Source organism: Kitasatospora sp. NPDC049258, from assembly GCF_040678895.1.
Lineage (GTDB): Bacteria > Actinomycetota > Actinomycetes > Streptomycetales > Streptomycetaceae > Kitasatospora.
Map to the genome: position 1 here is coordinate 216,097 of NZ_JBFAQT010000004.1, position 25,091 is coordinate 241,187.

At 73.6% G+C, this 25,091-nt stretch carries 19 protein-coding genes and 1 riboswitch; of the genes, 4 read left to right on the forward strand and 15 right to left on the reverse strand.

The features are described 5' to 3' along the window. Window positions 1-107: 107 nt before the first annotated feature. From AB0K43_RS05735 to AB0K43_RS05755, 5 genes are all read right to left on the reverse strand, one after another. The gene (locus AB0K43_RS05735) at window positions 108-1,478 is read right to left on the reverse strand and encodes a cobyrinate a,c-diamide synthase (protein ID WP_363636122.1); all 1,371 of its coding nucleotides are present in this window, start codon (window positions 1,476-1,478) and stop codon (window positions 108-110) included. Between the two features lie 4 nt (window positions 1,479-1,482). Then, window positions 1,483-2,088 carry a cob(I)yrinic acid a,c-diamide adenosyltransferase gene (cobO, locus tag AB0K43_RS05740; protein ID WP_363636124.1) on the reverse strand — a complete coding sequence of 202 codons (606 nt, stop codon included), beginning with the start codon at window positions 2,086-2,088 and terminating at the stop codon, window positions 1,483-1,485. A gap of 4 nt (window positions 2,089-2,092) precedes the next feature. After that, a complete protein-coding gene (locus AB0K43_RS05745) occupies window positions 2,093-4,177 on the reverse strand; it encodes a putative cobaltochelatase (protein WP_363636126.1) in 2,085 nt (694 codons plus the stop codon). Between the two features lie 24 nt (window positions 4,178-4,201). Further along, entirely contained in the window at window positions 4,202-5,728 is a 1,527-nt protein-coding gene (locus AB0K43_RS05750; protein WP_363636128.1) for a cobyric acid synthase, read from the reverse strand. 210 nt (window positions 5,729-5,938) lie between these two features. Next, window positions 5,939-6,856 carry a cobalamin biosynthesis protein gene (locus AB0K43_RS05755; RefSeq protein ID WP_363636294.1) on the reverse strand — a complete coding sequence of 306 codons (918 nt, stop codon included), beginning with the start codon at window positions 6,854-6,856 and terminating at the stop codon, window positions 5,939-5,941. Between the two features lie 100 nt (window positions 6,857-6,956). Further along, window positions 6,957-7,130: riboswitch (cobalamin riboswitch) on the reverse strand. A gap of 276 nt (window positions 7,131-7,406) precedes the next feature. Between AB0K43_RS05755 and AB0K43_RS05760 the strand changes: the two genes are divergently transcribed. From AB0K43_RS05760 to AB0K43_RS05770, 3 genes are all read left to right on the forward strand, one after another. Further along, the gene (locus AB0K43_RS05760; protein ID WP_363636130.1) at window positions 7,407-8,096 is read left to right on the forward strand and encodes an XRE family transcriptional regulator; all 690 of its coding nucleotides are present in this window, start codon (window positions 7,407-7,409) and stop codon (window positions 8,094-8,096) included. Window positions 8,097-8,253: 157 nt separating this feature from the next. After that, window positions 8,254-9,369 carry an alpha/beta fold hydrolase gene (locus tag AB0K43_RS05765; RefSeq protein ID WP_363636132.1) on the forward strand — a complete coding sequence of 372 codons (1,116 nt, stop codon included), beginning with the start codon at window positions 8,254-8,256 and terminating at the stop codon, window positions 9,367-9,369. Window positions 9,370-9,611: 242 nt separating this feature from the next. Further along, window positions 9,612-11,051, forward strand: a complete 1,440-nt coding sequence (locus AB0K43_RS05770) for a hypothetical protein (RefSeq protein ID WP_363636134.1) — start codon at window positions 9,612-9,614, stop codon at window positions 11,049-11,051. A 104-nt stretch (window positions 11,052-11,155) separates the two neighbouring features. On the opposite strand, the gene AB0K43_RS05775 is transcribed toward AB0K43_RS05770, so the two are convergent. The 9 genes from AB0K43_RS05775 to AB0K43_RS05815 all read right to left on the reverse strand — a co-directional run bounded on the left by AB0K43_RS05775 (window position 11,156) and on the right by AB0K43_RS05815 (window position 22,824). Further along, window positions 11,156-11,980: a CDP-alcohol phosphatidyltransferase family protein gene (locus AB0K43_RS05775; RefSeq protein ID WP_350641682.1), complete on the reverse strand. Its 825-nt coding sequence runs from the start codon at window positions 11,978-11,980 to the stop codon at window positions 11,156-11,158. A 40-nt stretch (window positions 11,981-12,020) separates the two neighbouring features. Next, window positions 12,021-12,713 (reverse strand): phosphatidylserine decarboxylase, encoded by a 693-nt coding sequence (locus tag AB0K43_RS05780; RefSeq protein WP_363636136.1) that lies wholly within the window; start codon window positions 12,711-12,713, stop codon window positions 12,021-12,023. A gap of 513 nt (window positions 12,714-13,226) precedes the next feature. Continuing rightward, the gene (locus AB0K43_RS05785) at window positions 13,227-14,429 is read right to left on the reverse strand and encodes an acyl-CoA dehydrogenase family protein (RefSeq protein WP_363636138.1); all 1,203 of its coding nucleotides are present in this window, start codon (window positions 14,427-14,429) and stop codon (window positions 13,227-13,229) included. Window positions 14,430-14,605: 176 nt separating this feature from the next. After that, window positions 14,606-15,109 (reverse strand): MaoC family dehydratase, encoded by a 504-nt coding sequence (locus tag AB0K43_RS05790; protein ID WP_363636140.1) that lies wholly within the window; start codon window positions 15,107-15,109, stop codon window positions 14,606-14,608. 30 nt (window positions 15,110-15,139) lie between these two features. Next, complete coding sequence (locus AB0K43_RS05795; RefSeq protein ID WP_350641647.1) at window positions 15,140-16,102, reverse strand: CoA ester lyase; 963 nt, start codon at window positions 16,100-16,102, stop codon at window positions 15,140-15,142. A 21-nt stretch (window positions 16,103-16,123) separates the two neighbouring features. Continuing rightward, on the reverse strand, window positions 16,124-18,163 hold the full coding sequence (locus AB0K43_RS05800; RefSeq protein WP_363636142.1) for a protein meaA: 2,040 nt from the start codon (window positions 18,161-18,163) through the stop codon (window positions 16,124-16,126). After that, window positions 18,163-19,500, reverse strand: coding sequence for a crotonyl-CoA carboxylase/reductase (gene ccrA, locus AB0K43_RS05805; RefSeq protein ID WP_363636144.1), 1,338 nt, complete (start codon window positions 19,498-19,500; stop codon window positions 18,163-18,165). The genes AB0K43_RS05800 and ccrA overlap by 1 nt, the downstream gene beginning before the upstream one ends. Window positions 19,501-19,882: 382 nt before the next feature. Beyond that, complete coding sequence (locus AB0K43_RS05810; RefSeq protein ID WP_363636146.1) at window positions 19,883-20,788, reverse strand: TetR family transcriptional regulator; 906 nt, start codon at window positions 20,786-20,788, stop codon at window positions 19,883-19,885. 260 nt (window positions 20,789-21,048) lie between these two features. Continuing rightward, entirely contained in the window at window positions 21,049-22,824 is a 1,776-nt protein-coding gene (locus tag AB0K43_RS05815; protein ID WP_363636148.1) for a 3-hydroxybutyryl-CoA dehydrogenase, read from the reverse strand. Between the two features lie 440 nt (window positions 22,825-23,264). Here AB0K43_RS05815 and AB0K43_RS05820 point away from each other — a divergent pair, with 440 nt between their 5' ends. Next, window positions 23,265-23,498 (forward strand): hypothetical protein, encoded by a 234-nt coding sequence (locus AB0K43_RS05820; RefSeq protein ID WP_363636150.1) that lies wholly within the window; start codon window positions 23,265-23,267, stop codon window positions 23,496-23,498. Window positions 23,499-23,556: 58 nt separating this feature from the next. Here AB0K43_RS05820 and AB0K43_RS05825 read toward each other — a convergent pair whose 3' ends face one another. Then, the gene (locus AB0K43_RS05825) at window positions 23,557-25,053 is read right to left on the reverse strand and encodes an MFS transporter (protein WP_363636152.1); all 1,497 of its coding nucleotides are present in this window, start codon (window positions 25,051-25,053) and stop codon (window positions 23,557-23,559) included. Between the last annotated feature and the right edge of the window lie 38 nt (window positions 25,054-25,091).

Genomic DNA, 25,091 nt, shown 5'->3' on the forward strand with positions numbered 1-25,091 from the left:
ACGGCCCCGGGGGCCGGGCCGCGCCGGCACACGCCGGCGGACGTACCCGAGGACCGGCAGGTGATCCCCGGCCTGCTGCTCCAGCAGCCGCGCCGGCGACGGTCGGGTCAGGCGCGCTCCGCCGCCCGCGCGGCCGCCGCCCGGACCAGCCGCTCGGCCGCCTGCGGCACCCCGGCCCAGTGCAGGTGCAGGTAGGAGGCGTGCACCGAGCCCTGGACGAAGCCCTCGGCGCGCGGGCCGGCCGGCGTCCGCCAGGCCCAGGCGGGCTGCTCGCCGTTGCCCGGCTCGCAGACCGTCCGGTGGAACTCGTGCCCCCGCACCCGGGTGCCGGCCTGCGCCAGCGGGCTGTCGCCGAGGGCGACGGCCTCCCGGTAGCCGAGGGTGAGGCGTTCGGTCATCCGGGCGGTGGTGTCGAGCAGCCCGCACATCGGCCGACCGTCCAACTCCCGCCCCAGGTAGAGCAGTCCGGCGCACTCGGCGGCGATCGGCACGCCCTCGGCGGCGAGCGAGGCGACCGCTGCCCGCAGCCGCGCGTTCTCGCTCAACTCGCCGACGTACAGCTCCGGGAAGCCGCCGCCGATCACCAACCCGGCGGTGCCCGCCGGCAGTTCGGTGTCGTGCAGCGGGTCGAAGCCCACCACCTCGGCGCCGGCCGCGGCCAGCAGCTCGGAGTTCTCCGCGTACGAGAAGGAGAACGCCGCTCCGCCCGCGACCGCGATCCGCGGGCGGCCCGGCACCGGCGCCACCTCGGCCGCCGGGTCCCACGGCTCGGCCGTCAGCGGCGGGGCGCTGCGGGCCAGGGCCAGCACCGCGTCCAGGTCGACCGAGCCGGCGACCAGCTCGCCCATCTCCCGGACGGCCGCCACGGCCTGCGCGGAGCGCTCCACCGCCGGGATCAGCCCGAGGTGCCGGGACGGGGTGGCGACCGCGGCCGCCCGCCGCACCGAGCCGAGCACCGGCACGCCCGAGCCCTCCTCCAGCGCCTCGCGCAGCAGGTGCTCGTGCCGGTCGGAGGCCACCCGGTTGAGGATCACCCCGGCCAGCCGCACCTGCGGGTCCCAGGAGGCGAAGCCGTGCACCAGCGCGGCCACCGAGCGGGACTGCGAGGAGGCGTCCACCACCAGGACCACCGGTGCGGTGAGCAGCTTGGCGACGTGCGCCGTCGAGGACAGCTCGCCCTGCCCGGCGGCGCCGTCGTACAGCCCCATCACGCCCTCGACCACCGCGACGTCCGCCCCGGCCGCCCCGTGCAGGAACAGCGGGGCGACCCGGTCGGCCCCGCACATGTAGGCGTCCAGGTTGCGGCCCGGCCGGCCGGCGGCCAGCGCGTGGTAGCCGGGGTCGATGTAGTCCGGGCCGACCTTGTGCGGGGAGACGGCCAGGCCGCGCGCGCTGAGCGCGGCCATCAGGCCGGTGGCGACGGTGGTCTTGCCCGCGCCCGAGGAGGGCGCGGCGACGACGAGACGGGGGATGTTCAACGGACTACCACTCGATCCCGCGCTGGCCCTTGCGGCCGGCGTCCATGGGGTGCTTCACCTTGGTCATCTCGGTGACCAGGTCGGCGAGTTCGGTCAGCGGCTCCTTGGCGTACCGGCCGGTGATCACCACATGCTGGCTGCCCGGGCGCTCCCGCAGCACCGCGACCACCTCGTCCACGTCCACCCACCCCCAGTGCATCGGGTAGGTGAACTCGTCCAGCACGTAGAACCGGTAGGTCTCGGCGGCCAGGTCGCGCTTGACCTGCTCCCAGCCCTCCTTGGCGGCCTCCTCGCTGGACTGCTCCATCTCGGCCGAGCGCTGGACCCAGGACCAGCCCTCGCCCATCTTGTGCCAGGCCACCGTGCCGCCCTGGCCGGAGGCGCCGAGCACGCGCAGCGCGTTCTCCTCGCCGACCTTCCACTTGGCGGACTTGACGAACTGGAACACCCCGATCGGCCAGCCCTGGTTCCAGGCCCGCAGCGCCATGCCGAAGGCGGCGGTGGACTTGCCCTTGCCGGGGCCGGTGTGCACGGCGGTGATCGGCAGGGTGCGGCGCTGGCGGGTGGTCAGGCCGTCGGCGGGGACGGTCTCGGGTACGCCCTTGGGCATGGGATCACGCGGCCTTTCGGTCGTGGTCGGCGGTGCGGTGGGCGTGCACCAGGGCGGCCACGCCCTCGGCGCGCAGCTCGTCCAGGGACACGGCGGCGGCGCCCAGTCGGGCGGCCAGGGTGTGCGCGAGGCCGAGCCGGACGGGGCCGGACTCGCAGTCCAGCACCACCGCGGCCAGGCCCTGGGCGGCCAGCAGGTCGGCCGCCCGGCCCGCCTGGGCGAGCGCGTCCTTGCCGCCGGTGGCCCGGCCGTCGGTGACCAGGACCAGCAGCGGACGGCGGTCGGGATCGCGCATCCGCTCGACCCGGAGCACCTCGTGGGCCCGCAGCAGCCCGGCGGCCAGCGGGGTGCGGCCGCCGGTCGGCAGCTGCTCCAGCCGGGCCGCGCCGACCTCCACCGAGGAGGTCGGCGGCAGCACCAGCTCGGCGCCCGAGCCGCGGAAGGTGATCATGCCGATCTTGTCCCGCCGCTGGTAGGCGTCCATCAGCAGGGAGAGCACGGCGCCCTTGACGGCGGTCATCCGCTGCCGGGCCGCCATCGACCCGGAGGCGTCCACCACGAACAGCACCAGGTTGGACTCCCGGCCCCGGCGCACCTGCTCCCGGAAGTCGTCCTTGTGCAGCACCAGCGCCCGGGCGGCCCGCCCGCGCGCCACCTGGTACGGCGCGGCGGCCTGCAGGGTGGCGGCCAGGTGCAGCCGGCTGAGCCGGCCCCGGGGCCGGCGGGCCCTGATGGTGTGCCCGCTGTCGGTCTCGGCGGGGGAGCGGCGGCCCTGGGCGCCCTTCCCGGTGCCCGGCACCTTGAACAGCCTGGTCCGGTACGGCTCGCCGGCGGCCACCGGGGTGGACTCCCGGCCGCCGCCGGGCGCCGGCTGCGGCACCGGGGCGCCCTGCTGGTCCCGCTCGTCCTGCTCCGGCGCCGGGGCCGCGCTGCCGTCCTGGGGCGGGCCGGCCGGTTCGGGGGCGCCACCGCCGTCCGGCCCGCCACCGTCCGGCCCGTCGCCGTCGCCGTCCCCGTCGCCGTCCCCGTCGTTGTCCGGGCCGTGCCCGTCGGGGTCCTGCGGCTGCTCGGGCTGCTCGGCGTGCTCCTCCAGGGTCCGCTCCAGCTGCTCCTCGTCCAGCCCGGGGGCGTCGAAGGGGTTGCGGCGGCGCCGGTGCGGCAGCGCCAGCCGGGCGGCCTGCCGGACGTCCTCCTCCAGCACCTCGGTGCGGCCCGCCCAGGCGGCCAGCGCCACGGCGGTGCGGGCCATCACGATGTCCGCCCGCAGGCCGTCCACCTCGAAGGCGGCGCAGACGGCGGTGATCTGGCGCAGCGCCGGATCACCCAGCTCGACCTCGGGCAGCAACTCCCGCGCGGTGGTGATCCGTTCGGCCAGCTCCTGCTCCTGGCCGGCGAACCGGGCGGCGAAGCCCGCCGGGTCGGCGTCGTAGGCGAGCCGGCGCCGGACCACCTCGGCCCGCTCGGCCGCGTCCCGGGTGGCCGCGATCTCCACGGTGAGCCCGAACCGGTCGAGCAGCTGCGGCCGCAGCTCCCCCTCCTCCGGGTTCATCGTGCCGACCAGCAGGAACCGGGCCGCGTGCCGGACGGAGACGCCCTCGCGCTCCACGTACGAGCGGCCCATCGCGGCGGCGTCCAGCAGCAGGTCCACCAGGTGGTCCTGGAGCAGGTTGACCTCGTCGATGTAGAGCACGCCGCGGTGCGCCTTGGCCAGCAGCCCGGGCTCGTAGGCCTTGACGCCCTCGGCGAGGGCCCGCTCCAGGTCCAGCGAGCCGACGATCCGGTCCTCGGAGACGCCGACCGGCAGCTCCACCAGGTGGGCCGGGCGCAGCTCGGTGCCGGGCGCGGTGTGCGGGGCGTCCGGGCACTGCTGGTCCGGCGCGGCCGGGTCGCAGGCGAACCGGCAGGCCTCGACGGTCGCGATCGAGGGCAGCAGCCCGGCCAGCGCGCGCACCATGGTGGACTTGGCGGTGCCCTTCTCACCGCGCACCAGCACCCCGCCGACCGCCGGTGAGACCGCGTTGAGCAGCAGCCCGAGCCGCAGGTCGGCCATGCCGACGATCGCGGTGAACGGGTATCGGACGTCACTCATCAGTCGTGCCACTCTCCAGACTTGTCACGGTGCCCCCGGCGGGACGAACGGCAGGGTGCCCGCGGCGGGCACCCCGCCCTCGATCAGCTTCCACAGCGCGTCGGTGTCCGCGTGCTCCTCGATCAGGTCGCCCAGGCGGTCCAGTCGCTCCTCGCGGGCGGCGGCGAAGGAGGTGTCCGGTGCGGGGACGAACGCCCGGCCGGCCAGCGCCGCCACCTCGCGCAGCAGTGCCCGGCGGAAGGCGTCGTTCTCCAGCACGCCGTGCCAGGTGGTGCCCCACACCGAGCCGAGGCGGCAGCCGTCCATGGCCTGCCCGGCGCCGTCGGAGACGAACGCCTCCCCGCCCGCCACGTCCACCACCCCGTGGTGGATCTCGTACCCCTCGACCCGCTCGCCGTACGCCTCGCCGACCGGCCGGGCCAGCACCTTCTCGGCGCCGAACACCACCCGGGTGGGCAGCAGGCCGAGCGCCTCGACCGTGCCCGCCTTCGACTCCACCTCGTCGGTGATCTCGCGGCCCAGCATCTGGTAGCCGCCGCAGACCCCGAGCACCGGCTGCCCCGCGGCCGCACGGGCCCTCAGCGGGGCCTCCAGGCCACGCTCGCGCAGCCAGGCCAGGTCGGCCACGGTGGCCCGGGTGCCGGGCAGCACCACCAGGTCCGCGTCGGCCAGCTCCTCGGGCCGGGTGGCCCAGCGGACCAGCACGCCCGGCTCCTGGGCGAGCGCGTCCAGGTCGGTGAAGTTGGACAGCCGGGGGAAGCGCACCACGGCCACCCGCAGCACGTCCGCCCCGAGCGGCCCGCCGGACGCCTTCTGCTCGACCACGGTGGTCAGGTCCAGCGAGTCCTCGGCGTCCAGCCACAGGCCGGCCAGCATCGGCAGGGTGCCGAGCACCGGACGGCCGGTCAGCCGGTGCAGCATGTCGAGGCCGGGCGCGAGCAGCCGGGCGTCGCCGCGGAACTTGTTGACGAACCAGCCGGCCACGTGCCGCTGGTCCTCGGCCGAGAGCAGCGCCAGGGTGCCGTACATGGCGGCGAACACCCCGCCGCGGTCGATGTCGCCGACCACCACGGTCGGCAGCCCGGCGGCGGTGGCCAGGCCCATGTTGGCGATGTCCCGGTCCCGCAGGTTGATCTCGGCGGGGGAGCCGGCGCCCTCGCAGACCACCACGTCGTACCGGCGGCGCAGGTCGGCCAGGCACTCCAGCGCGCGCTCCAGCAGGACGGGCTTGCGCTCCCGGTAGTCCAGCGCCCCGACCTCGGCCACCGCCCGGCCGAGCAGCACCACCTGGCTGCGGCCGTTCGCACCCGGCTTCAGCAGCACCGGGTTCATCGCGGCCGCCGGCTCGACCCGGGCGGCGGCGGCCTGCATCGCCTGGGCCCGGCCGATCTCGGCGCCGTCCGCGGTGACGAAGGAGTTGAGCGACATGTTCTGCGCCTTGAACGGCGCCACCCGCACGCCCTGCCGCACCAGCCACCGGCAGATCCCCGCCGTGACCACGCTCTTCCCCGCATCCGAGGTCGTCCCGGCCACCAACAGCGCGTTACCCATGCCCGCCTCCCATCCGTCGTCCCGCACCCCTGCTCCGCACCCGCACACCCTCAGGGCCACCGCTCCTTGGCACCCGGGCACCGCTCCTTGGCACTCGGGCACCCTCAGGGGCGCGAGGATCTGCGCGCTGCGGCAGGTGCGGCGCCGTCACGTCCGATCTCGCGCGGTTCCCCGCGCCCCCGGTGGTTGCCCGCCCGCGCAGAGCGCCCTTCATGAGCGGCGCCGCTTCAGCAACGCCACCCCCGACGTCACCACCAGCGCCAGCACGCCGACCCGCCGCGAGAGCACGCAGGCCCGCTCGATGTCGTCCACCGAGACCGGCCGCAGCTCCGCCCCCAGCACCGGCCGGTGCTCGGTCCGCGGCCCGTACTGCAGGGTGCCTCCGAGCCGTACGCCCAGGGCGCCCGCGAAGGCCGACTCGGCCTGCCCCGCGTTGGGGCTGGGGTGGGCGGAGCCGTCCCGCCGCCAGATCCGCCAGGCCCGCCGGGGCTCCGGCGAGGCGGCCACCGCGAGCAGCGCGGTGAGCCGCGCGCCCGGCCAGCCGGCCACGTCGTCCAGCCGGGCCGAGGCCCAGCCGAACCGGGCGTACCGGGCCGACCGGTGGCCGACCATCGCGTCGAGGGTGTTGACGGCCCGGAAGGCCAGCAGCCCCGGGGCGCCCGCCAGCGCGCCCCAGACCAGGGCGTTCACCACGGCGTCGGCGGTGTTCTCGGCGACCGACTCGACCACGGCCCGGGCCAGCTGCTGCTCGTCCAGGCCGCTCGGGTCGCGCCCGCACAGGTGCGGCAGCCGCTCCCGAGCCGCCGTCAGGTCGCCGGCCCGGAGCGCGCCGGCGACGGTCCTGGCCTCCCGGGTCAGCGAGGTGCCGCCGAGCACCGTCCAGGTGGCGGCGGCGGCCAGCGCGGTCCGGCCCAGCGGGGAGCGCCGCAGCGCCCGTCCGGCCAGTGCGGTGCCGGCCGCCACGCCGCCCACGCAGACGGCGGTGTAGGCGGCGCCGGCGCCCCGGTGGTCGCGCCACAGGGCCCGCTCCAGCCGTCCGGCGGCCGAGCCGAACAGGGCGACCGGGTGGCCGCGCCGCGGGTCGCCGTACCGGGCGTCCGCGAGGTGGCCGACGACGGCGCCGAGCAGATAGGGGGCGGCCGGGCTCAGCCGGCGCACGGCGCAGCGAGCGAAGCTCGGTTCGGGGCAGCCTGCATGGCTCGCGTGTCCTCACTCAGGGTCCGCGCCCTGGATCGACGAACGGCGGCGAGAGTCTCCTGGCTTCCGGGGCGGACGCGCTCCCGCGTCCCGGCCGAAGCGGCCGGGCCGAGCGTGCTCCCCGGTGACAGTGGCGGGACCGCGCCGGACTCGCACCGGCTTCCTCTCCATGCCTCCGTATGGCCCAAGGATCCCACCACGGGCTTCGACCGGGAGTCAACCGGCCCGCCGGAGGGTTTGATCACATGCCATCGCCCCAGCTCACCGGGGCCCTTGGCGGGTGGTCACCCGGGCCCGGGGCAGCCCGGTGCGCTACCCGCGTAGCTTGCGCTCCGCCCGGGCCGCCGTCACTACCTCCGAGTAGTCCGGCCGTTCGGCGGCCCCGGGCTGTGCGATCGACCAGGCCACTGTCCGACCGTCCAACCGGGGTTCGTGTGTTCGGCGGGTACAGCGTGCGCGGCCCCGCCCCTAGTTTCGTGCCATGCGACGAAGACAGCCCGACCCCACCCCGGTGCCGTTCTCCCCGGCGGCCGCCCGGGCCCACCGCGCCGGGCTCGGCCTGACCCCGGAACAGGTGGTCGAGGGCATGGCCGCGCACGGGGTGCGGCTGCTGCCGGCCCATGTGATCGGCTGGGAGAGCGGCGGGATCCGGCCGTCCGAGGAGGAGTTCATCGCGCTCGCCCGCGCCCTGTGGTGTCCGCCGGGCCAGCTGATGGGCGCCCCGCCGGCCGGCCTGCGCGACTTCCGGGTGGCCCGGGAGCTGAGCCAGGAGCAGGCGGCCCGCCGGATCGGCGTCACCGAGCAGGCCTATCGGAAGGCGGAGGACGCCGGCCGGTGGACCGGGGACGAGGAGCAGACCCGCGCGCTGGCCCACGTGCTCGGCCTCGGCCTGCGCGCCCTGGTGCGGATCACCGACCATCAGGACGACCTGGACCAGCGGCTGCGCCAGGTGGTGCAGGGCCGCTGGCAGGCCCAGCTGAAGCCGGTCGCCCGGCTGGTGCCGGTCGGCCGGGAGGTGCTCGCGCAGGTGCTGGCGGACCTTCAGGGCGAGTACCAGGTGCCGATGCACTGGGGCGCCGCCACCCCGGCCGCCGAGGAGCAGCCGCGCAAGCCGCCGACCGTCCGGTTCTGGGAACTGCTCGCCCGGCGCCCCACCGAGATCCCGGTCTGAGGGCGGCGCCCCTGGCCCGAACCCCTCGCCCGTGCCCCTGGCCCGAACCCCTCGCCCGCGCCCCTCGAACGGCCGCTTCCGGTGGCTGCGCCCCGGCCCGGGCGGTGGACTGGGATCGAACCGCGTCCGAATCCGCGACCAGCACCCGGGGAGCAGTATGCGTTGGGGTACCGCCGCCATCGTGGCAGCCGCCGCCGTCGGGGCCGGGGCGGCGGCCCTGCTGCTCGGCCGCAAGGTCTCCGACCGGGTGCTGCGGCCCGGCATCGCACCCGGCGGCGGTCGGCCCGCCCTGCGGGTGCACGCCCTCGCCCCCGGCCTGGTCACCCTCAGCCGGACCCCTGACTCGGTCCGGCCGGGCCGGTACGCCCTGGAGTGGGGCGAGGGCGGCCACGCGGTGGTCGGCGAGGTGGTCGGCACCGGCGTGCAGACCGTCACCCGCCGGCTGGAGCGGGCCGAACTGGGCACCCTGGTCGCCGGGACGGAGGTCCGGATGACCCCTCGGGTGTACGTCGGCGACCCGCTCGGCGCGCTCGGCATCGAGTACACCGACACCACGGTGACCGGCGAGCTCGGGCCGCTCCCGGCCTGGTACGTCCCGGCGGTCCGCGGGACCTGGGTGATCCTGGTGCACGGCCCGGCGGCCGACCGGACCCAGGCGCTGCCGGTCCTCCCGCTGCTGCGCTCGCTCCGGCTGCCCACCCTCACCGTCACCTACCGGGGCGACCAGGGCGCCCCGGCCTCCCCCGACGGCCTCGGGCACTTCGGGGAGACCGAGTGGCTCGACGTCGAGGCGGCGGTCCGCACCGCGCTGGCCTCCGGCGCGGGCCGGGTGGTGCTGTACGGCTGGTCGCTGGGCGCCACCATCGCGCTCCAGGCGGCGGCCCGGTCGGACTGGCGGGAGTCGGTCAGCGGGCTGGTGCTGGACTCCCCGATGCTGGACTGGCCGGCCACGGTCCGCCGGGTGGCCTCCCGCACCGGCGCGCCGGCCGCGGTGGCCGAGCTGGGCGCGCTGGCCGCCCAGGGCCGTTCCGGGGTGGACCTGGCCGACTTCGCCCGGCTCGCGGACGGCAGCGACCTGCACGTCCCGGTGCTGCTGATGCACAGCCCGGACGACGCCGTGGCCCCGTGGGCCGCCGCCGAGCGGCTGGCCCGCCGGCGGGAGAACCTGGTGAGCCTCTACAGCGTCCCCGAAGCGGGGCACGCGGCGCTGTGGAACGCCGATCCGGACCGTTACACCGAGAACCTCCGGCGCTGGCTCACCCCGCTGCTCTGAGCCGGAGCGGCCGCGGCGGCCCCGATTTTGTTGTCGTGTACGGGGCGGATGTCAAGTGGGCTCGGCCCGGTTTGCGGGCCCTTGCCCGAATCCGGGACCGGCCCGGGGCCGTCCGCCGCAAAGACGCGCCGCACCCGATGTGACAGAACGCCCGTACAAGGGGAAGACTGCACGGCGTGACGTCTCGGAACCCGCGCGACCGTGATGCCCCGCTACCGCCGACGATCCGTACCGGTGCGACGGTGACCCGTCTGCCGGGCACGGTCCGCCGTGCCGACAGCGCAATCCAGGGCAGCCCCGCCGCAGCCCGCCGCCGTACCCCCCAGCCCAAGCCCGGGCGTGGCAGGGTACCCGTACCCGACGGCTTCCCCGCCCCCGCGGAGCTGGCCCCGCTCGCCCGGCGCATGCTCGCCGACGCGGTCCGGATCGCCCGCTGGGCGGGCGAGCTCGGCGAGGTCGACAAGCGCGGGGAGCTGCTGCCCGACGATGCCCGGGCGGCCGGGCTGGCCCTCGCCATGACCGTCGGCGCCGCCGCCAAGGCCTGGGGCCAGGCCCTGCAGATCGGCCTGGTCGAGCTCCGCGACAACGGCGCCGGCCCCGGCTGGCGGCTGCACGCCTGGGAGCACGACGACGAGGCCGTGGTCCGCGGCTGGTCGGCGCTGTTCGACGCCTGGACGCTGCTCGCCCCGGTGCCGCCCGCCGCGATGCGCGGCGTCTTCGCGGTGCTCGCCGGGCAGGCCGTCGACCAGGCGCCCCAGCTGCTCTCCTTCCTGCACCTGGTGGACGGCCCGGTCCCCGACAGCGAGCTGCTGGAGCTGCTGCGGCGCGGCCTCGACGAGCGCCGGGTCGGGGTCGCCGTCGGCGCGGGCCCGCTCTCGCCCGTGCCGCACGCGGCCTCCGCGGTCTCCGCGGTCCGCGGCACCTGCCGCGAGCCGCAGATCGACACCCTGCCGGCCTCCGGCGACGTCGCCGCGGTCCTGGACTGGATGCTGGACGGCCTGGCCGCCGTCGGCGCACTGACCCGCAGCGACGAGGCGGCCGAGCTGTCGCCGCTCGGGCACTGGGCGGTCCGGGCCAAGCTGGAGGAGATCTGCACGGTGGCGCAGACCGCCGCCGGGCACATCGAGCAGAGCGCACCCGAGCTGCTCAGCGCCTGCGCCGACTACTCGCCGGGCCCCGCCCGCGCCGAGTACCGGGCCTGGGTCGCCGCCCGCCCCGCCGACCGGGCCGTCGCCGAGCTGCTGGACGCCGCCCGCGGCGAGGACGCGTTGGTCCGGGGCCTGGCCTTCGAGGCGCTCCGGGTGGCCGGCCGGACGGCCGAGGCGGCGGTGCGCGGCGCGGTCGAGGAAGCGGTGCTGCGCCCGTACGCGCTGCTCTGGCTGGCCGAGCAGCTGGACGAGGGCGGGGTCTCCCCGGCCGACGTGCTGGGCGCGGAGGACGCGGCCTGGCTCTGGGTGGACACCGCGGCCGCCGTGCTCGACCACGGCGAGACCGGCCTGCTGGTCGGGCACGTGGAGGGCGCCTCGGCGGGTGAGCCGGTCCGGCTCTTCAACCGGGCCCGGCAGTCCGGCCACCCGAGGGCGGCCTCGGTGCTCACGGCGGTCGCCGGGGTGCACCCGGACCCGGCGGTGGCCCGGGCGGCCCGGCGCTCGGCCTTCAGCGTCCATCGCGGCGGCGCTTAGCCGGTCCACCGCGGCGGCGCGTAGGTAGCCACCGTCCGACGACGATCAATGCCGAAGGGCCCGGATCCTGGTGGATCCGGGCCCTTCGGCATTGGCGGTGCGGGTCAGCAGCCCCGCGACTCGGCGCGGCGGGCGCGCACGTCGCCGACCTTCTGGCCCACCTTGCGGCGGATGACCAGCAGCGGCGCCATCGCGGCCAGCGCGATCTGGGCGACCGCACCGATGTGCATCAGGGTGTCGCCGCCCGGCAGACCGGCCGCCCAGGAGGCCAGGCAGCCGATGCTGACCACGATCCAGGCCAGCGTGGCGGTGGCCAGCAGGCCCTGCGGCTTCGGGTACTCGATCCGGCTCACCATCAGGTAGGCCACACCGAAGATCATCAGCAGGCCCGGCACGAACGGCGGGTCCAGCAGCACGATCGCGATCACCGTCATCGCGCCCATCGGGCAGGGCATGCCCTGGAAGATCCCCGGCCGCATCTTCACGGTGGAGAACCTGGCCAGCCGCAGCACCACCGACAGCAGCACGGTGAGCGCGATGAAGGCCGAGAGCTGCTGGTTGCTGTCGGGCGAGACGATGCCCCAGACCGCGACGAAGTAGGCCGGCGCGATGCCGAAGCTGATCAGGTCGGCCAGGTTGTCCAGCTCCGCGCCCAGTGCCGAGGAGCGGAGCTTGCGGGCCACCAGGCCGTCGAACAGGTCGCACATGGCACCGATCAGCAGCAGCGTCACGGCGGTCGCCGCGCTGTGCTTGTCCGGCGTGTTGGACTCGCCGGTGAGGTGCGGCATCAGGACCCCGGTGGTGATCGAGTAGATCGCCAGGAAGCCGCAGACGGCGTTCCCCAGGGTCAGGAAGTCGGCGGTGGACAGGTGCTGCGGCGAACGGGGAGCCCGGAGCTCGCGGTCGCGCGCCCAGCGGCGGCGGCGCAGGTCGGTCTCCTCGTCGTCCAGGCCGACGAGAGTCTCAGGATCAGTCACGGTCAAGGCGCGTCACCCCGGCGGTGGTCTTCTGGCCGACCTCGACACCGACCTCGATGCCGGCCGGCAGGTAGGTGTCGACGCGGGAGCCGAAGCGGATCAGACCGATCCGATCGCCCTGCTCGACCTTGGTGCCGGCGTCCACGTACGGCACGATACGGCGGGCCACGGCCCCCGCGATCTGCACCATCTCGATGTCGCCGAGCTCGGTGTCGAAGTGCCACACGACACGCTCGTTGGTGTCGCTGTCCTTGTTGAACGCCGGGACGAAGCCACCGGCGACGTGCTCCACGGACGTCACGGTGCCGGGCAGCGGCGCGCGGTTGACGTGCACGTTGAGCGGGCTCATGAAGATCGCGACCCGGGTACGGCCGTCCGGCCAGGCGTCGATGGACTGCACGACGCCGTCGGCCGGCGAGATCACTCTGCCGGTGCCGATCTCACGCTCGGGGTCGCGGAAGAACCACAGCATGCCCGCACCGAGCGCACAGGCCGGGACGGCCGCGAGGGCCCACCTGCCGTTGCGCCGGGTGAGAGCGCTGGTGAGAGCGGCGGTGGCCAGCGTGGGGACGAACCAGGGGGTGGCTCCGCGCGCGATGGTCACGCGGGGTCGCCGGCCGGCCGTCGGAGCGGCGAGGGCATCGCGATCCGGGACGGAGGTGTGAGGGGACGGGCTGATGGGCATCGAAGACCTTTGTCGCGGGCCCCGAGGGACAGAGCATGGCCGCTGGACGGGGGCCACCGCGGGGATCGGGTGATATGGGGACGGCTGCTGTCCCGGTGGATGCTATCGGGACCAGACGGTAGGTGGGCAAGCCGCCTGCTCGTGGAACTCTCCAGTGCGGTACCCAGGTGCACGTGCTATGTGTACGACCGTAGCCCGGGGTGGTCCGGTTCCCCAAGGCTCCGGACGAATCCCGTGACCCATGTCTCATGGCGGAGCACAGGTGGCCCCCGGCCGGATCGGGGCTGGAGCGCCGCTGGAGCGGCTCGTGGGGTCCCGGTGGACCGGGGGACCGGCGGGCCCCGTAACGCCGCCTGAAGGGCGTACAGAAGCGGTCGTAGGGCGTGTACAGCGTGGAACGCGCCCTACGACCGCTTCCGGGCGCCGCACCGACCACCGGGGCCGACCAAGCCCTCGGGGGGTGCGGCGGGGCCGGGTGCGGACCCGCACGTCCGCTTCCGACCGGACGGAAGGTCAGTCGGCGAGTCGGTACTCCTCCAGCAGGCGGCGGCCCACGATCATCTTCTGGATCTCCGCCGTACCTTCACCGATCAGCAGCATCGGTGCCTCGCGGTAGAGCCGCTCGATCTCGTACTCCTTGGAGAAGCCGTAGCCGCCGTGGATCCGGAAGGAGTCCTCGACGACCTCCTTGCAGTACTCCGAGGCGAGGTACTTGGCCATGCCGGCCTCCAGGTCGTTCCGCTCGCCGCCGTCCTTCTTGCGGGCGGCCATCACCATCATCTGGTGCGCGGCCTCGACCTTGGTGGCCATCTCGGCCAGCTTGAACTGGATCGCCTGGTGCTCGGCGATCTTCTTGCCGAAGGTGGTGCGCTGCTGGGCGTACTGGATCCCCAGCTCGAAGGCGCGCCGGGCGACCCCGCAGCCGCGGGCGGCCACGTTGACCCGGCCGACCTCGACGCCGTCCATCATCTGGTAGAAGCCCCGGCCCGGGACGCCGCCGAGGATCCGGTCGGCCGGGATCCGGACGTCCTGGAGCACCAGCTCGGTGGTGTCGACGCCCTTGTAGCCCATCTTCTCGATCTTGCCGGGCACGGTGAGGCCCGGCACCGTCTCGTTCGGCCCGAAGCCGGGCGTCTTCTCGATCAGGAAGGTGGTCATGTTCTTGTACGGGGTCGAACCGCCCTCGTCGGTCTTGCACAGGACCGCCACCAGGGTGGAGGTACCGCCGTTGGTCAGCCACATCTTCTGGCCGTTGAGGACGTAGAAGTCTCCGTCCTTGACGCCCTTGGTGGAGATCGCCGCGACGTCGGAGCCGAGGCCCGGCTCGGACATCGAGAAGGCGCCGCGGATCTCGCCGGCCGCCATCCGGGGCAGGAAGTACTCCTTCTGCTCCTGGGTGCCGTGCGCGTTGATCATGTGCGCCACGATGAAGTGGGTGTTGACGATGCCGGAGACCGACATCCAGCCGCGGGCGATCTCCTCGACCACCAGGGCGTAGGTGAGCAGGGACTCGCCGAGGCCGCCGAACTCCTCGGGGATGGTCAGGCCGAACAGGCCGAGCTGCTTCATCCCTTCGACGATCGCGGTCGGGTACTCGTCCTTGTGCTCGAGCTCGGTCGCGACCGGGATGATCTCCTTGTCGACAAAGTCCCGCACGGTGGCGAGGATGTCCCGCTGGATCTCGGTGAGGCCGTCGGTCTGTGCGAGGCGTCCCATCGTGCGGCTCCGTCTCTGGGGGAATGCGCTGAGGGTGGGGGGAGGTGCTGTGCCGAGGTGTTGCCGGGGGCCCGACCGGCGTGGCTGCGTGGCTGCGGCAGCCGGGCCCCCGTACCGGAGTGGGATCGGCCGATGACGGCGGCCTGCCCAGCCGGGGTTCGTGGAAGGCCGTTGGCCTAGGAGAGCGGCTCCGGGCGGCCGGGCTGCTCGCCGCCGCGGGCCTTGATGTACGTCTCGGTGGGCACCATCACCTTGCGGCGGAAGATGCAGACCACCGTGCCGTCCTGCTTGTAGCCCTTGGTCTCGACGTAGACGATGCCGCGGTCGTCCTTGGACTTGGACGGCCACTTGTCGAGCACCACGGTCTCGCCGTAGAGGGTGTCGCCGTGGAAGGTCGGCGCGATGTGCCGCAGCGACTCGATCTCCAGGTTGGCGATCGCCTTCCCGGAGACGTCCGGGACGGACATCCCGAGCAGCAGCGAGTAGATGTAGTTGCCCACCACGACGTTCTTGCCGAAGTCCGTCGTCCGCTCCGCATAGTTGGTGTCCATGTGGAGCGGGTGGTGGTTCATGGTCAGCAGGCAGAAGAGGTGGTCGTCGTACTCGGTGACCGTCTTGCCGGGCCAGTGCTTGTAAACCGCGCCGACCTCGAACTCCTCGTAGGTGCGTCCGAACTGCATGATTCAGATTCCTTAGGGAGGTGGCGGAGCTCAGGCCTGCGGGGGCTCGAACTTGGAGGTGCGCTCGAAGCCGGCGGCCCGGCCCTTGCCGGCGATGACCAGGGCCATCTTGCGGCTGGCCTCGTCGATCATCTCGTCGCCGAGCATCGCGGAGCCCTTGGCGCCGCCGGCCTCCGAGGTGCACCAGTCGTAGGCGTCCAGGATCAGCTCGGCGTGGTCGTAGTCCTCCTGGGAGGGCGAGAAGATCTCGTTCGCCGCGGCGACCTGGTCCGGGTGGAGCACCCACTTGCCGTCGAAGCCGAGCGCGGCGGCGCGGCCGGCCACCTCGCGGTACCCCTCCTGGTTGCGGATCTGGAGGTAGGGGCCGTCGATCGCCTGCAGGTCGTGGGTGCGGGCGGCCATCAGGATGCGCATCAGGATGTAGTGGTACGCGTCGGCCGGGTAGCCGGGGGGCTGCTGGCCGACCACCAGGGTCTTCATGTTGATCGAGGCCATGAAGTCGGCCGGGCCGAAGATGATGGTCTCCAGCCGGGGCGAGGCGGCGGCGATCTCGTCGACGTTGACCAGGCCCTTGGCGTTCTCGATCTGCGCCTCGATGCCGATCCGGCCGACCTCGAAGCCCATGGTCTTCTCGATCTGGGTGAGCAGCAGGTCGAGCGCCTTGACCTGGGTGGCGTCCTGGACCTTGGGCAGCATGATGCAGTCCAGGTTCGGCCCGGCGCCCTCGACCACGGTGATCACGTCACGGTAGGTCCAGTGGGTGGTCCAGTCGTTGACCCGGACCACGCGGGTCTTCTTGCCCCAGTCGCCGTTGTTGAGGGCGTCGACGATGTTGTGCCGGGCGCTCTCCTTGACCAGCGGGGCGCAGGCGTCCTCCAGGTCGAGGAAGACCTGGTCGGCCGGCAGGCCCTGGGCCTTCTCCAGGAAGCGCGGGTTGCTGCCGGGCACGGCCAGGCAGGAACGGCGGGGCCGGAGGCGGTTGACGGTGGTCATGAGGGGGTTGGTCCTTCCCGGTCAGCTGGTCGCAGCGGTGGCGGCGGCCCAGGGCTGAAGCCTGTTGGCCAGCCGGATCTCGTCCACGATCCGGCCGATGATGGTGGTGATGCCGAAGTCCTTCGGTGTGAAGACCGCGGCGACACCGGCGGCCTTGAGAGTCTCGGCGTCCGCAGCCGGGATGATGCCACCCACGATCACGGGCACATCCTCCACCCCGGCGCGGCGCAGCCGGTGCAGCACGTCCGGGACCAGCTCGGGGTGGGCGCCGGAGAGGATCGACAGCCCCACGCAGTGCACGTCCTCGGCGACGGCGGCGGAGACGATCTGCTCGGGCGTCAGCCGGATGCCCTGGTAGACCACCTCGAAGCCGGCGTCCCTGGCCCGGACCGCGATCTGCTCGGCACCGTTGGAGTGGCCGTCCAGGCCCGGCTTGCCGACCAGCAGGCGGAGCTTGCCGGTGCCCAGCTCGGCCGCGGTGGCGGCGACCGCCTCGCGGACCGCGGCGAGCTCGCCGCCGGGCTCGGCGGCCACGGCCACCGGCGCGCCGCCGACCCCGGTGGGGGCGCGGTACTCGCCGAACACCTCGCGCAGGGCGAAGGACCACTCGCCGGTGGTGACCCCGGCCCGGGCGCAGGCCAGCGTGGCCGGCATCAGGTTGTCGGCGGTGGCGGCGGTGGCCTTGAGCTCGGCCAGCGTGGTCTGGACGGCCGTCTCGTCCCGGCCCTCGCGCCAGGCCCGCAGCGAGTCGAGCACGGACTGCTCGGAGGCCGGGTCGACCACCATGATCGCCGCGTCCAGGTCCGCGGTGAGCGGGTTCTCCTCCGTGGTGTCGAAGCAGTTCACCCCGATGATCTTGTCCTCGCCGGCCTCGATCCGGGCCCGCCGGGCGGCGTGCGAGGCGACCAGGTTGGACTTGAGGTAGCCGGACTCGACGGCCGGGATCACCCCGCCCATCTCCAGCACCTTGGCGATCTCGGCCTCGGCCCCGGCCAGCAGGTCGGCGGTCTTGGCCTCGATCACCTCGGAGCCGTTGAAGATGTCGCCGTACTCCAGCAGGTCGGACTCGTAGGCCAGCACCTGCTGGATCCGCAGCGACCACTGCTGGTCCCAGGGCCGGGGCAGGCCGAGCGCCTCGTTCCACGCCGGCAGCTGGACGGCGCGGGCCCGGGCGTCCTTGGAGAGCGTGACGGCGAGCATCTCCAGCACGATCCGCTGGACGTTGTTCTCCGGCTGGGCCTCGGTCAGGCCGAGCGAGTTGACCTGGACGCCGTACCGGAAGCGGCGCTGCTTGGCGTCCTCGATGCCGTAGCGCTCGCGGGTGACCTTCTCCCAGAGCCGGCCGAAGGCGCGCATCTTGCACATCTCCTCGATGAAGCGGACGCCCGCGTTCACGAAGAAGGAGATCCGGGCGACCACCTCGCCCATCCGCTCCGGCGGCACCTGGCCCGAGTCCCGGACGGCGTCCAGCACCGCGATCGCCGTGCACATCGAGTACGCGATCTCCTGGACCGGGGTGGCCCCGGCCTCCTGCAGGTGGTAGCTGCAGATGTTGATCGGGTTCCACTTGGGGATGTTGCCGACCGTGTAGGCGATCATGTCGGTGATCAGCCGGACCGAGGGGCCGGGCGGGAAGACGTGCGTCCCGCGCGACAGGTACTCCTTGACGATGTCGTTCTGGGTGGTGCCGGTGAGCTTGGCGATGTCCGCGCCCTGCTCCTCGGCGACCACCTGGTAGAGCGCCAGCATCCACATCGCGGTGGCGTTGATCGTCATCGAGGTGTTGGTCTGCTCCAGCGGGATGCCGTCGAACAGCGTCCGCATGTCGCCGACGTGGCCCACCGGGACGCCGACCCGGCCGACCTCGCCGCGGGCGAGGATGTGGTCGGAGTCGTACCCGGTCTGGGTGGGCAGGTCGAAGGCGACCGACAGGCCGGTCTGGCCCTTGGCCAGGTTCCGCCGGTAGAGCGCGTTGGAGTCGCTCGCGGTGGAGTGGCCCGCGTAGGTGCGCATCAGCCAGGGGCGGTCCCGCTGGACGCGCTCACCGGTTTGCTCGGCCATCAGATGTCCCGGAAGCGGTTGATGGCGTCGACGTGCTTGGCGCGGAACTCCGGGTCGCGCACGCCCAGGCCCTCCTCGGGGGCCAGGCACAGGACGCCGACCTTGCCCTGGTGCTTGTTGTGGTGCACGTCGAGGGCGGCCTGGCCGGTCTCCTCCAGGGAGTAGACCTTGGAGAGGGTGGGGTGGATCTTGCCCTTGGCGACCAGCCGGTTGGCCTCCCAGGCCTCGCGGTAGTTGGCGAAGTGCGAGCCGACGATCTTCTTCAGCGACATCCACAGGTAGCGGTTGTCGTACTGGTGCATGTAGCCCGAGGTGGAGGCACAGGTGACGATGGTGCCGCCCTTGCGGGTGACGTAGACCGAGGCGCCGAAGGTCTCCCGGCCCGGGTGCTCGAAGACGATGTCCACGTCCTCGCCGCCGGTCAGCTCGCGGATCCGGCCGCCCAGGCGCTTCCACTCGCGCGGGTCCTGGGTGTTCTCGTCCTTCCAGAACCGGTACCCCTCGGCGCTGCGGTCGATGATCGCCTCGGCGCCCATGGCCCGGCAGATGTCGGCCTTCTGGGCGCTGGAGACCACGCAGATCGGCGTCGCACCGCCGGCCAGCGCGTACTGGGTGGCGTACGAGCCGAGGCCGCCGCTGGCGCCCCAGATCAGCACGTTGTCGCCCTGCTTCATGCCGGCGCCGTTCTGCGACACCAGCTGGCGGTAGGCGGTGGAGTTGACCAGGCCGGGGGAGGCGGCCTCCTCCCAGGTCAGGTGGGCCGGCTTGGGCATCAGCTGGTTGGTCTTCACCAGGGCGATCTGGGCCAGGCCGCCGAAGTTGGTCTCGAAGCCCCAGATCCGCTGCTCCGGGTCCATCATCGTGTCGTTGTGGCCGTCGGAGCTCTCCAGCTCGACCGACAGGCAGTGCGCGACCACCTCGTCGCCCGGCTTCCAGGCGTTGACGCCGGCGCCGGTGCGCAGCACCACGCCCGCCAGGTCCGAGCCGAGCACGTGGTAGGGCAGGTCGTGCCGCTTGGTCAGCGGGGACAGCCGGCCGTACCGCTGCAGGAAGCCGAAGGTGGAGACCGGCTCGTAGATCGAGGACCAGACGGTGTTGTAGTTCACCGCGCTGGCCATCACGGCGACCAGGGCCTCGCCCGGGCCGAGCTCGGGCAGTGCGACCTCGTCGAGGTGCAGGGACTTACGAGGATCCTTGTCCCGGCTGTCGAGGCCGGCGAACATCTGCTCCTCGTCCTTGTGGAGCGTGACGGCGCGGTAGGACTCCGGGAGCTTGATCGCGGCGAAGTCCGCCGCGGTGCTGTCGGAGCTGAGGATCGCGTCGAGGATTTCCTGCATGGCTGCCTCCGAAGGCGTACCTGTGTCGAGGGCGCACAGGGCGTCTGGGGGAGCCGGGAGCGGACACCGGCTTCGCTGAGGGTCTGTGGGTGGGTCCTGCGGGTGCGACGGATGGGTGGGTCGCCGAGGTGGTGCTGGTGGTGCTCGCCCCCAGCTGTGCGGGGACGCCGGACACGGCGCGCCGAGGTGGGGAGCCGCGGCGCCGCGACCGATGGGTAACAAAGTAGTGGCACCCTGTGCCACTCGTAAAGACACCGGGTGTCACCAGTTCGAGTGAACCCGACGACAGTTCGAGCGGCCGGCGCCGGGCAGCTCGAAGGCCCGCCCGGAAAACTCCCGGGCGGGCCTTCGAATCGGTCTTGACCTGTGTGTTTTTCCTGCGTTAACCAGCCTGGGAGCCGGCCAGTGCCGCCCTGATGGAGTCGACCACCAGGTCGAGCGGGGCATCGGTCCGGGCGACTGTGATGAGCACCTCACCGCCGGGGCTGGCACTGAGTGCGCTCACCGCGGCGGCCTCCATCGGTGACAGCGAGTCACTCGTGGCACCGGGTGCCACAGCAGTACCACGACGTCTGGCACCGCTCGGCGGCGTCGGCCAGAACGTCCCCCGGATCACCGCGAAGGAGTGGTCCAGCTGGGACTCCACGTCGCCGTGCCCGCCGGCCCGCAGCCAGCGTCTGAGCACGTGGTTGTGGGCCGCCACCACGGCCGCCGCGGACACCTCGGCGAGCATCGAGTCGTCGTCCCCGCCGCGCTGCCAGCTCGGCGGGGTCTCCTCCGCGGCGTCGAAGCGCCCGAGCAGGTACCGGGTGAACAGCCGCTCGTACCTGGCCACCACCGCGATCTCCCGCTCGCGCAGCGCCGGCACCTGCCGGATCAGCTGGTACCGGGCGACCGAGACCGCCGGCGTGGAGGCGTACATCCGGAGCACCTCCTTGATGCCCCGGCACACCACGTCCAGCGGGTGCTCCTCGGAGTCCGCGCTCGCCAGCAGGTCGGCCACCCGGACCAGGGTGTCGTCGTGGTCCGGGAAGATCGCCTCCTCCTTGGACCGGAAGTACCGGAAGAAGGTCCGGCGGGCGACCCCGGCCGCGGCGGCGATCTGATCGACCGTCGTCTCCTCGTAGCCCTGGGTGGCGAACAGCTCCATGGCCGCGGTCGCCAGGTCCTGGCGCATCTGCTGCCGTTGCGCCGCCGCCCGCCGGCTGCCCGCGCCGGCCTCCGCCGGCACCCGGCCGGCCGGGTGCTCCGAAGGGGTCTGCTCCGAGGATGAATGGTCCCGATCCATGGCCGGAACGCTACACGCCCCGGGCGCGCCCGCCGCCGGCTTCGGCCGGCGCACCGGCGCCGTGGACACCGGGGCGGCCGGCCGCTGCCACCGGGCACCTGCCGGGGCGCCCCCCGGACCACTGCCCCAGGCCGGCCCGGCCGGCCGCCGCGGAGCGCCCGGAAGCACCCCGGGCAGCGCGGCCGGGACCCCGGGGACACCCGGCGCCCCGGGCCCCGCACCGGCCGGCACGGCGCCCGGCCGGCCGGGCGCCCGCCCGGTCACCGGCGGGCGTGGTCGCGGAAGCCGCGACCACTCTTGCGGCCCAGGCAGCCGGCCGCCACCAGGTGCTCCAGCAGCGGCGCCGCCGCCAGCCCCGGCTCGCGGAACTCCTGGTGGAGGACCTGCTCGATGGTCAGCGACACGTCCAGGCCGACCACGTCCAGCAGCTCGAACGGACCCATCGGGTAGCCGCAGCCCAGCTTCATCGCGGTGTCGATGTCGTCCACGGTCGCGTAGTGCTCCTGCAGCATCCGCACCGCGTCGTTCAGGTAGGGGAAGAGCAGCGCGTTCACGATGAAGCCGGCCCGGTCGCCGCACTCCACCGCGTGCTTGCGGGCCTTGCCGCACAGCTCCAGCACGGTCGAGGTGACGTCCTCGGCGGTCAGCACGGTGGAGACCACCTCGACCAGCTTCATGGCCGGCGCCGGGTTGAAGAAGTGCATGCCGATCACGTCCTGCGGCCGCGAGGTCGCGGTCGCACAGCTGATCACCGGCAGGCTGGAGGTGGTGGTGGCGAGCACCGCGCCCGGCTTGCAGATCTTGTCGAGGGTGGCGAACAGCTCCCGCTTGACCTCCAGGTCCTCCGCCACCGCCTCGACCACCAGGTCGACCTCGGCCAGGTCGGTGTACTGCCCGGTCGGGGTGGTCAGCGCGAGCGCCGCGTCCCGCTGCTCCGCGGTCAGCCGGCCCTTGGCCACCGAGCGCTCCAGCGACCGGGCCAGCTGGGTCTTGGCCCGGTCGGCCTTCTCCTGGCTGCGCGCGGCCAGCAGCACCGGGTACCCGGCCTTGGCCAGCACCTCCGCGATGCCGGTCGCCATGGTGCCCGATCCGCAGACGCCGATGCTGCGCACCTCGCGGCCGGCCACCCGGCCGGCCCGGCCGGTGGCCGACCCGGCGACCACCTTGGACGACCCGGGGGCCTCGTAGGTGTAGAAGCCGCGGCCCGACTTGCGGCCCAGCAGCCCGGCGGCGGCCAGCTGGCCGAGGATCGGGGCGGGCGCGTGCAGCCGGTCCTTGGACTGCTCGTACATCGCCTCCAGCACGGTGCGGGCGGTGTCGATGCCGATCAGGTCGAGCAGCGCCAGCGGGCCCATCGGCAGGCCGCAGCCCAGCCGCATCGCGGCGTCGATGTCCTCCCGGGTGGCGTACCGCGACTCGAACATCGCGGCGGCCTGGTTGAGGTAGGCGAAGAGCAGGCCGTTGACGATGAAGCCGGCCCGGTCACCCGCCGCCACCGGCTCCTTGTCCAGCTCACGGGCGAGGGCGGCGACGTCCTCGGCGGCCTGCGGCGAGGTCAGCACGGTGCGGACCACCTCGACCAGCCGCATCGAGTGCACCGGGTTGAAGAAGTGCACGCCGAGCACCCGCTCGGGGCGGGCGGTGGCGGCGGCGATCCGGGTCACCGACAGGGCGGTGGTGCCGGTGGCGAGGACGGTCCCGGCCGGGCAGATCCGGTCCAGCTCGGCGAAGATCCGCCGCTTCAGCTCCAGCTGCTCCGGCACCTCCTCGATCACCAGGTCGGCGCCGGCGGCGGCCTCCAGGTCGTGGCCGACCGAGATCAGGGCGAGCAGGGCGCTGCGGGCCTCGGGGGTGAACCGCTCACGCTCGACGGCGTGCGCGGTGGCCTCCTCGATCCGGGCCAGTGCGCGGGCGGCGGAGGCCTGGTCGGCCTCGATGCCGATCACCCGGCGGCCGCTGCGGGCCACCGCGACGGCGACGCCGGCACCCATGGTGCCGAGGCCGACCACAGCGACAGTGGGGAAGGGACGCTCCATTGTCCGGACTCCTAGTCATGGGCCCGCGCCGCGCTCCCGCACGGCCGGCCGGCCCGTCGTCGAGCGGCGGCGCAGGGTGCGCGGGAGGAGGGTTCGGCGGCGCGGGGGCGGGAGATGACGTGTCGAGGCATGCCGACAGGGGCCGGTCCGCTCCGGCCGTGCTGAGGGTGTGCCGTGGTGCTCAGGCGCTCTGGAAGAACACTGAAGCGGCGCTGACGTGCTGCGCTGAAGAGGCCCCGAGGGCCGGGAAGCAGAACACCAGGGCGGCCGTCGATCACAGACGGCCGCGGCCCTGCCGGTGCGGCTCCCGAAGCCCGGCAGTGGTGCGTGCGGTCACTGTAGCCGAGTTACCTCGAGGTAGGAAGGGGGCAACCCGCCCTCGGGACACGCGGGTTGCCACACGGCGGCCGCGCCGGCCGAAGGAGGACACCAGGGCAGTCATGACCTTGGACCGGGCCCAGATCGACCGTGCGGCCTTCGAGGCCATCGCGACAGCTGCCGCGCGGGAGGACGTGACGCTGGAGTTCATCAACGGCAGGATCGGAGTCAAGCCGGTGCCCGAGGGCGGCCGGTACCGGAGTGCGGTCACGCACTCGTACGGACACGAGGTCGTGATCTTGGGTCCGGTCTCCGTCACGCTCGACACCGAGGTGCTCAGGGACTACGTCCGCTGAACGCACCGCGGCCCGCCCGGTGGGTACCGGGCGGGCCGCAGTGGGGTGGGGCGGAGCGTCAGTGCGCCATGACGGGCACGGCGAGCTCGTCGGAGTCGGCGCCGGTGGCCTGGTGGGCCTCCGGACGGCCGGTGTTGATCAGGGCGAAGGCCACGCCGGCCGCCAGCACCAGGATCCCGAAGGACCACCAGATGGCGGTGGAGAAGCTGTGCACCATGCCCTCCAGCTGCTGGAGCTTGGGGGACGTCGGGCCGATGTGGTGGGCCTTGGCGTAGGCGACACCGGCGCTGTTGGCGATGGTGTTCAGCAGCGCCGTGCCGATCGCGCCGCCGACCTGCTGCGAGGTGTTGACCATCGCGGAGGCGACACCGGCGTCCTGCGGCTTCACGCCGTGGGTGGCCATGCTCATGGCCGGCATGAAGGCGGTACCCATGCCGAGGCCCATCAGGATCAGGCCGGGCAGCAGGTCCCAGTAGGAGCTGTCGACCTTGATCTGGGTGAGGATCAGCATGCCGACCGAGGCGACCAGGAAGCCGGGCGCCATCAGGTGGCGCGGGGCCACCCGGGTCATCAGGCGGGCGCCGATCTGGGTCGAGCCGGTGATCATGCCGGCGACCATCGGCAGGAAGGCCAGGCCGGTGACGACCGGGGTGTAGCCGAGCACGACCTGCAGGTAGTAGGTCAGGAACAGGAACAGCCCGAACATGCCGATCACGGCCATGCCCAGCGACAGGTAGACGCCGCCGCGGTTGCGCTCGGTGACCACCCGCAGGGGCAGCAGCGGGGCCTTGACCTTGCTCTCGACCAGCACGAACGCGACCAGCAGGACGGCGGCGGCGGCGAACAGGCCGAGGGTGCTGCCGGAGGTCCAGCCGTCCGACTCGGCGCGGGTGAAGCCGTAGACCAGCGAGACCAGGCCGGTGGTGACCAGCAGCACGCCCGGGATGTCCAGGCGGTTGCGGTTCTGGCTGCCGACCGGCTCCTTGATCACCAGCACCGCGCCGGCGACCGCGACCAGGGCGAACGGGATGTTGACGTAGAAGGTCCAGCGCCAGTTCAGGTACTCGGTGAGCAGGCCGCCCAGGATCAGGCCGATGGCGCCGCCGCCGCCCGCGATCGCGCCGTAGATGCCGAAGGCCTTGGCCCGCTCCTTGGCGTCGGTGAACATCACCGCGAGCAGCGAGAGCGCGGCCGGGGCGAGCAGTGCGCCGAAGACGCCCTGCAGGGCGCGGGCGCCGAGCAGCATGCCGGTGTTGGCGGCCATGCCGCCGACCGCCGAGGCGAGCGCGAAGCCGATCAGGCCGACCGTGAAGGTCCGCTTGCGGCCCCACAGGTCGGCGATCCGGCCGCCGAACAGCAGCAGGCCGCCGAAGGCCAGCGCGTAGGCGGTGATCACCCACTGCCGGTTGGCGTCGGATATGCCGAGGTCGGCCTGGGCGGAGGGGAGCGCGATGTTCACGACCGTGGCGTCCAGGACGACCATCAGCTGGGCGAGGCCGATGAAGATGAGCGCCTTCCACCGCCGCGGATCGGGCTGCAGGGCTGATTCAGACATGGGGATACCCACTTGTGTGCGAGAGAGCGGAACGGCAG

Coding starts and splice junctions, on each gene's coding strand:
- cobO (WP_363636124.1), bottom strand. CDS start 2,088: ATGCCCAAGGGCGTACCCGAGACCGTCCCCGCCGACGGCCTGACCACC.
- AB0K43_RS05745 (WP_363636126.1), bottom strand. CDS start 4,177: ATGAGTGACGTCCGATACCCGTTCACCGCGATCGTCGGCATGGCCGAC.
- AB0K43_RS05750 (WP_363636128.1), bottom strand. CDS start 5,728: ATGGGTAACGCGCTGTTGGTGGCCGGGACGACCTCGGATGCGGGGAAG.
- AB0K43_RS05760 (WP_363636130.1), top strand. CDS start 7,407: ATGCGACGAAGACAGCCCGACCCCACCCCGGTGCCGTTCTCCCCGGCG.
- AB0K43_RS05765 (WP_363636132.1), top strand. CDS start 8,254: ATGCGTTGGGGTACCGCCGCCATCGTGGCAGCCGCCGCCGTCGGGGCC.
- AB0K43_RS05780 (WP_363636136.1), bottom strand. CDS start 12,713: ATGCCCATCAGCCCGTCCCCTCACACCTCCGTCCCGGATCGCGATGCC.
- AB0K43_RS05785 (WP_363636138.1), bottom strand. CDS start 14,429: ATGGGACGCCTCGCACAGACCGACGGCCTCACCGAGATCCAGCGGGAC.
- AB0K43_RS05790 (WP_363636140.1), bottom strand. CDS start 15,109: ATGCAGTTCGGACGCACCTACGAGGAGTTCGAGGTCGGCGCGGTTTAC.
- AB0K43_RS05795 (WP_350641647.1), bottom strand. CDS start 16,102: ATGACCACCGTCAACCGCCTCCGGCCCCGCCGTTCCTGCCTGGCCGTG.
- AB0K43_RS05800 (WP_363636142.1), bottom strand. CDS start 18,163: ATGGCCGAGCAAACCGGTGAGCGCGTCCAGCGGGACCGCCCCTGGCTG.
- ccrA (WP_363636144.1), bottom strand. CDS start 19,500: ATGCAGGAAATCCTCGACGCGATCCTCAGCTCCGACAGCACCGCGGCG.
- AB0K43_RS05810 (WP_363636146.1), bottom strand. CDS start 20,788: ATGGATCGGGACCATTCATCCTCGGAGCAGACCCCTTCGGAGCACCCG.
- AB0K43_RS05815 (WP_363636148.1), bottom strand. CDS start 22,824: ATGGAGCGTCCCTTCCCCACTGTCGCTGTGGTCGGCCTCGGCACCATG.
- AB0K43_RS05820 (WP_363636150.1), top strand. CDS start 23,265: ATGACCTTGGACCGGGCCCAGATCGACCGTGCGGCCTTCGAGGCCATC.
- AB0K43_RS05825 (WP_363636152.1), bottom strand. CDS start 25,053: ATGTCTGAATCAGCCCTGCAGCCCGATCCGCGGCGGTGGAAGGCGCTC.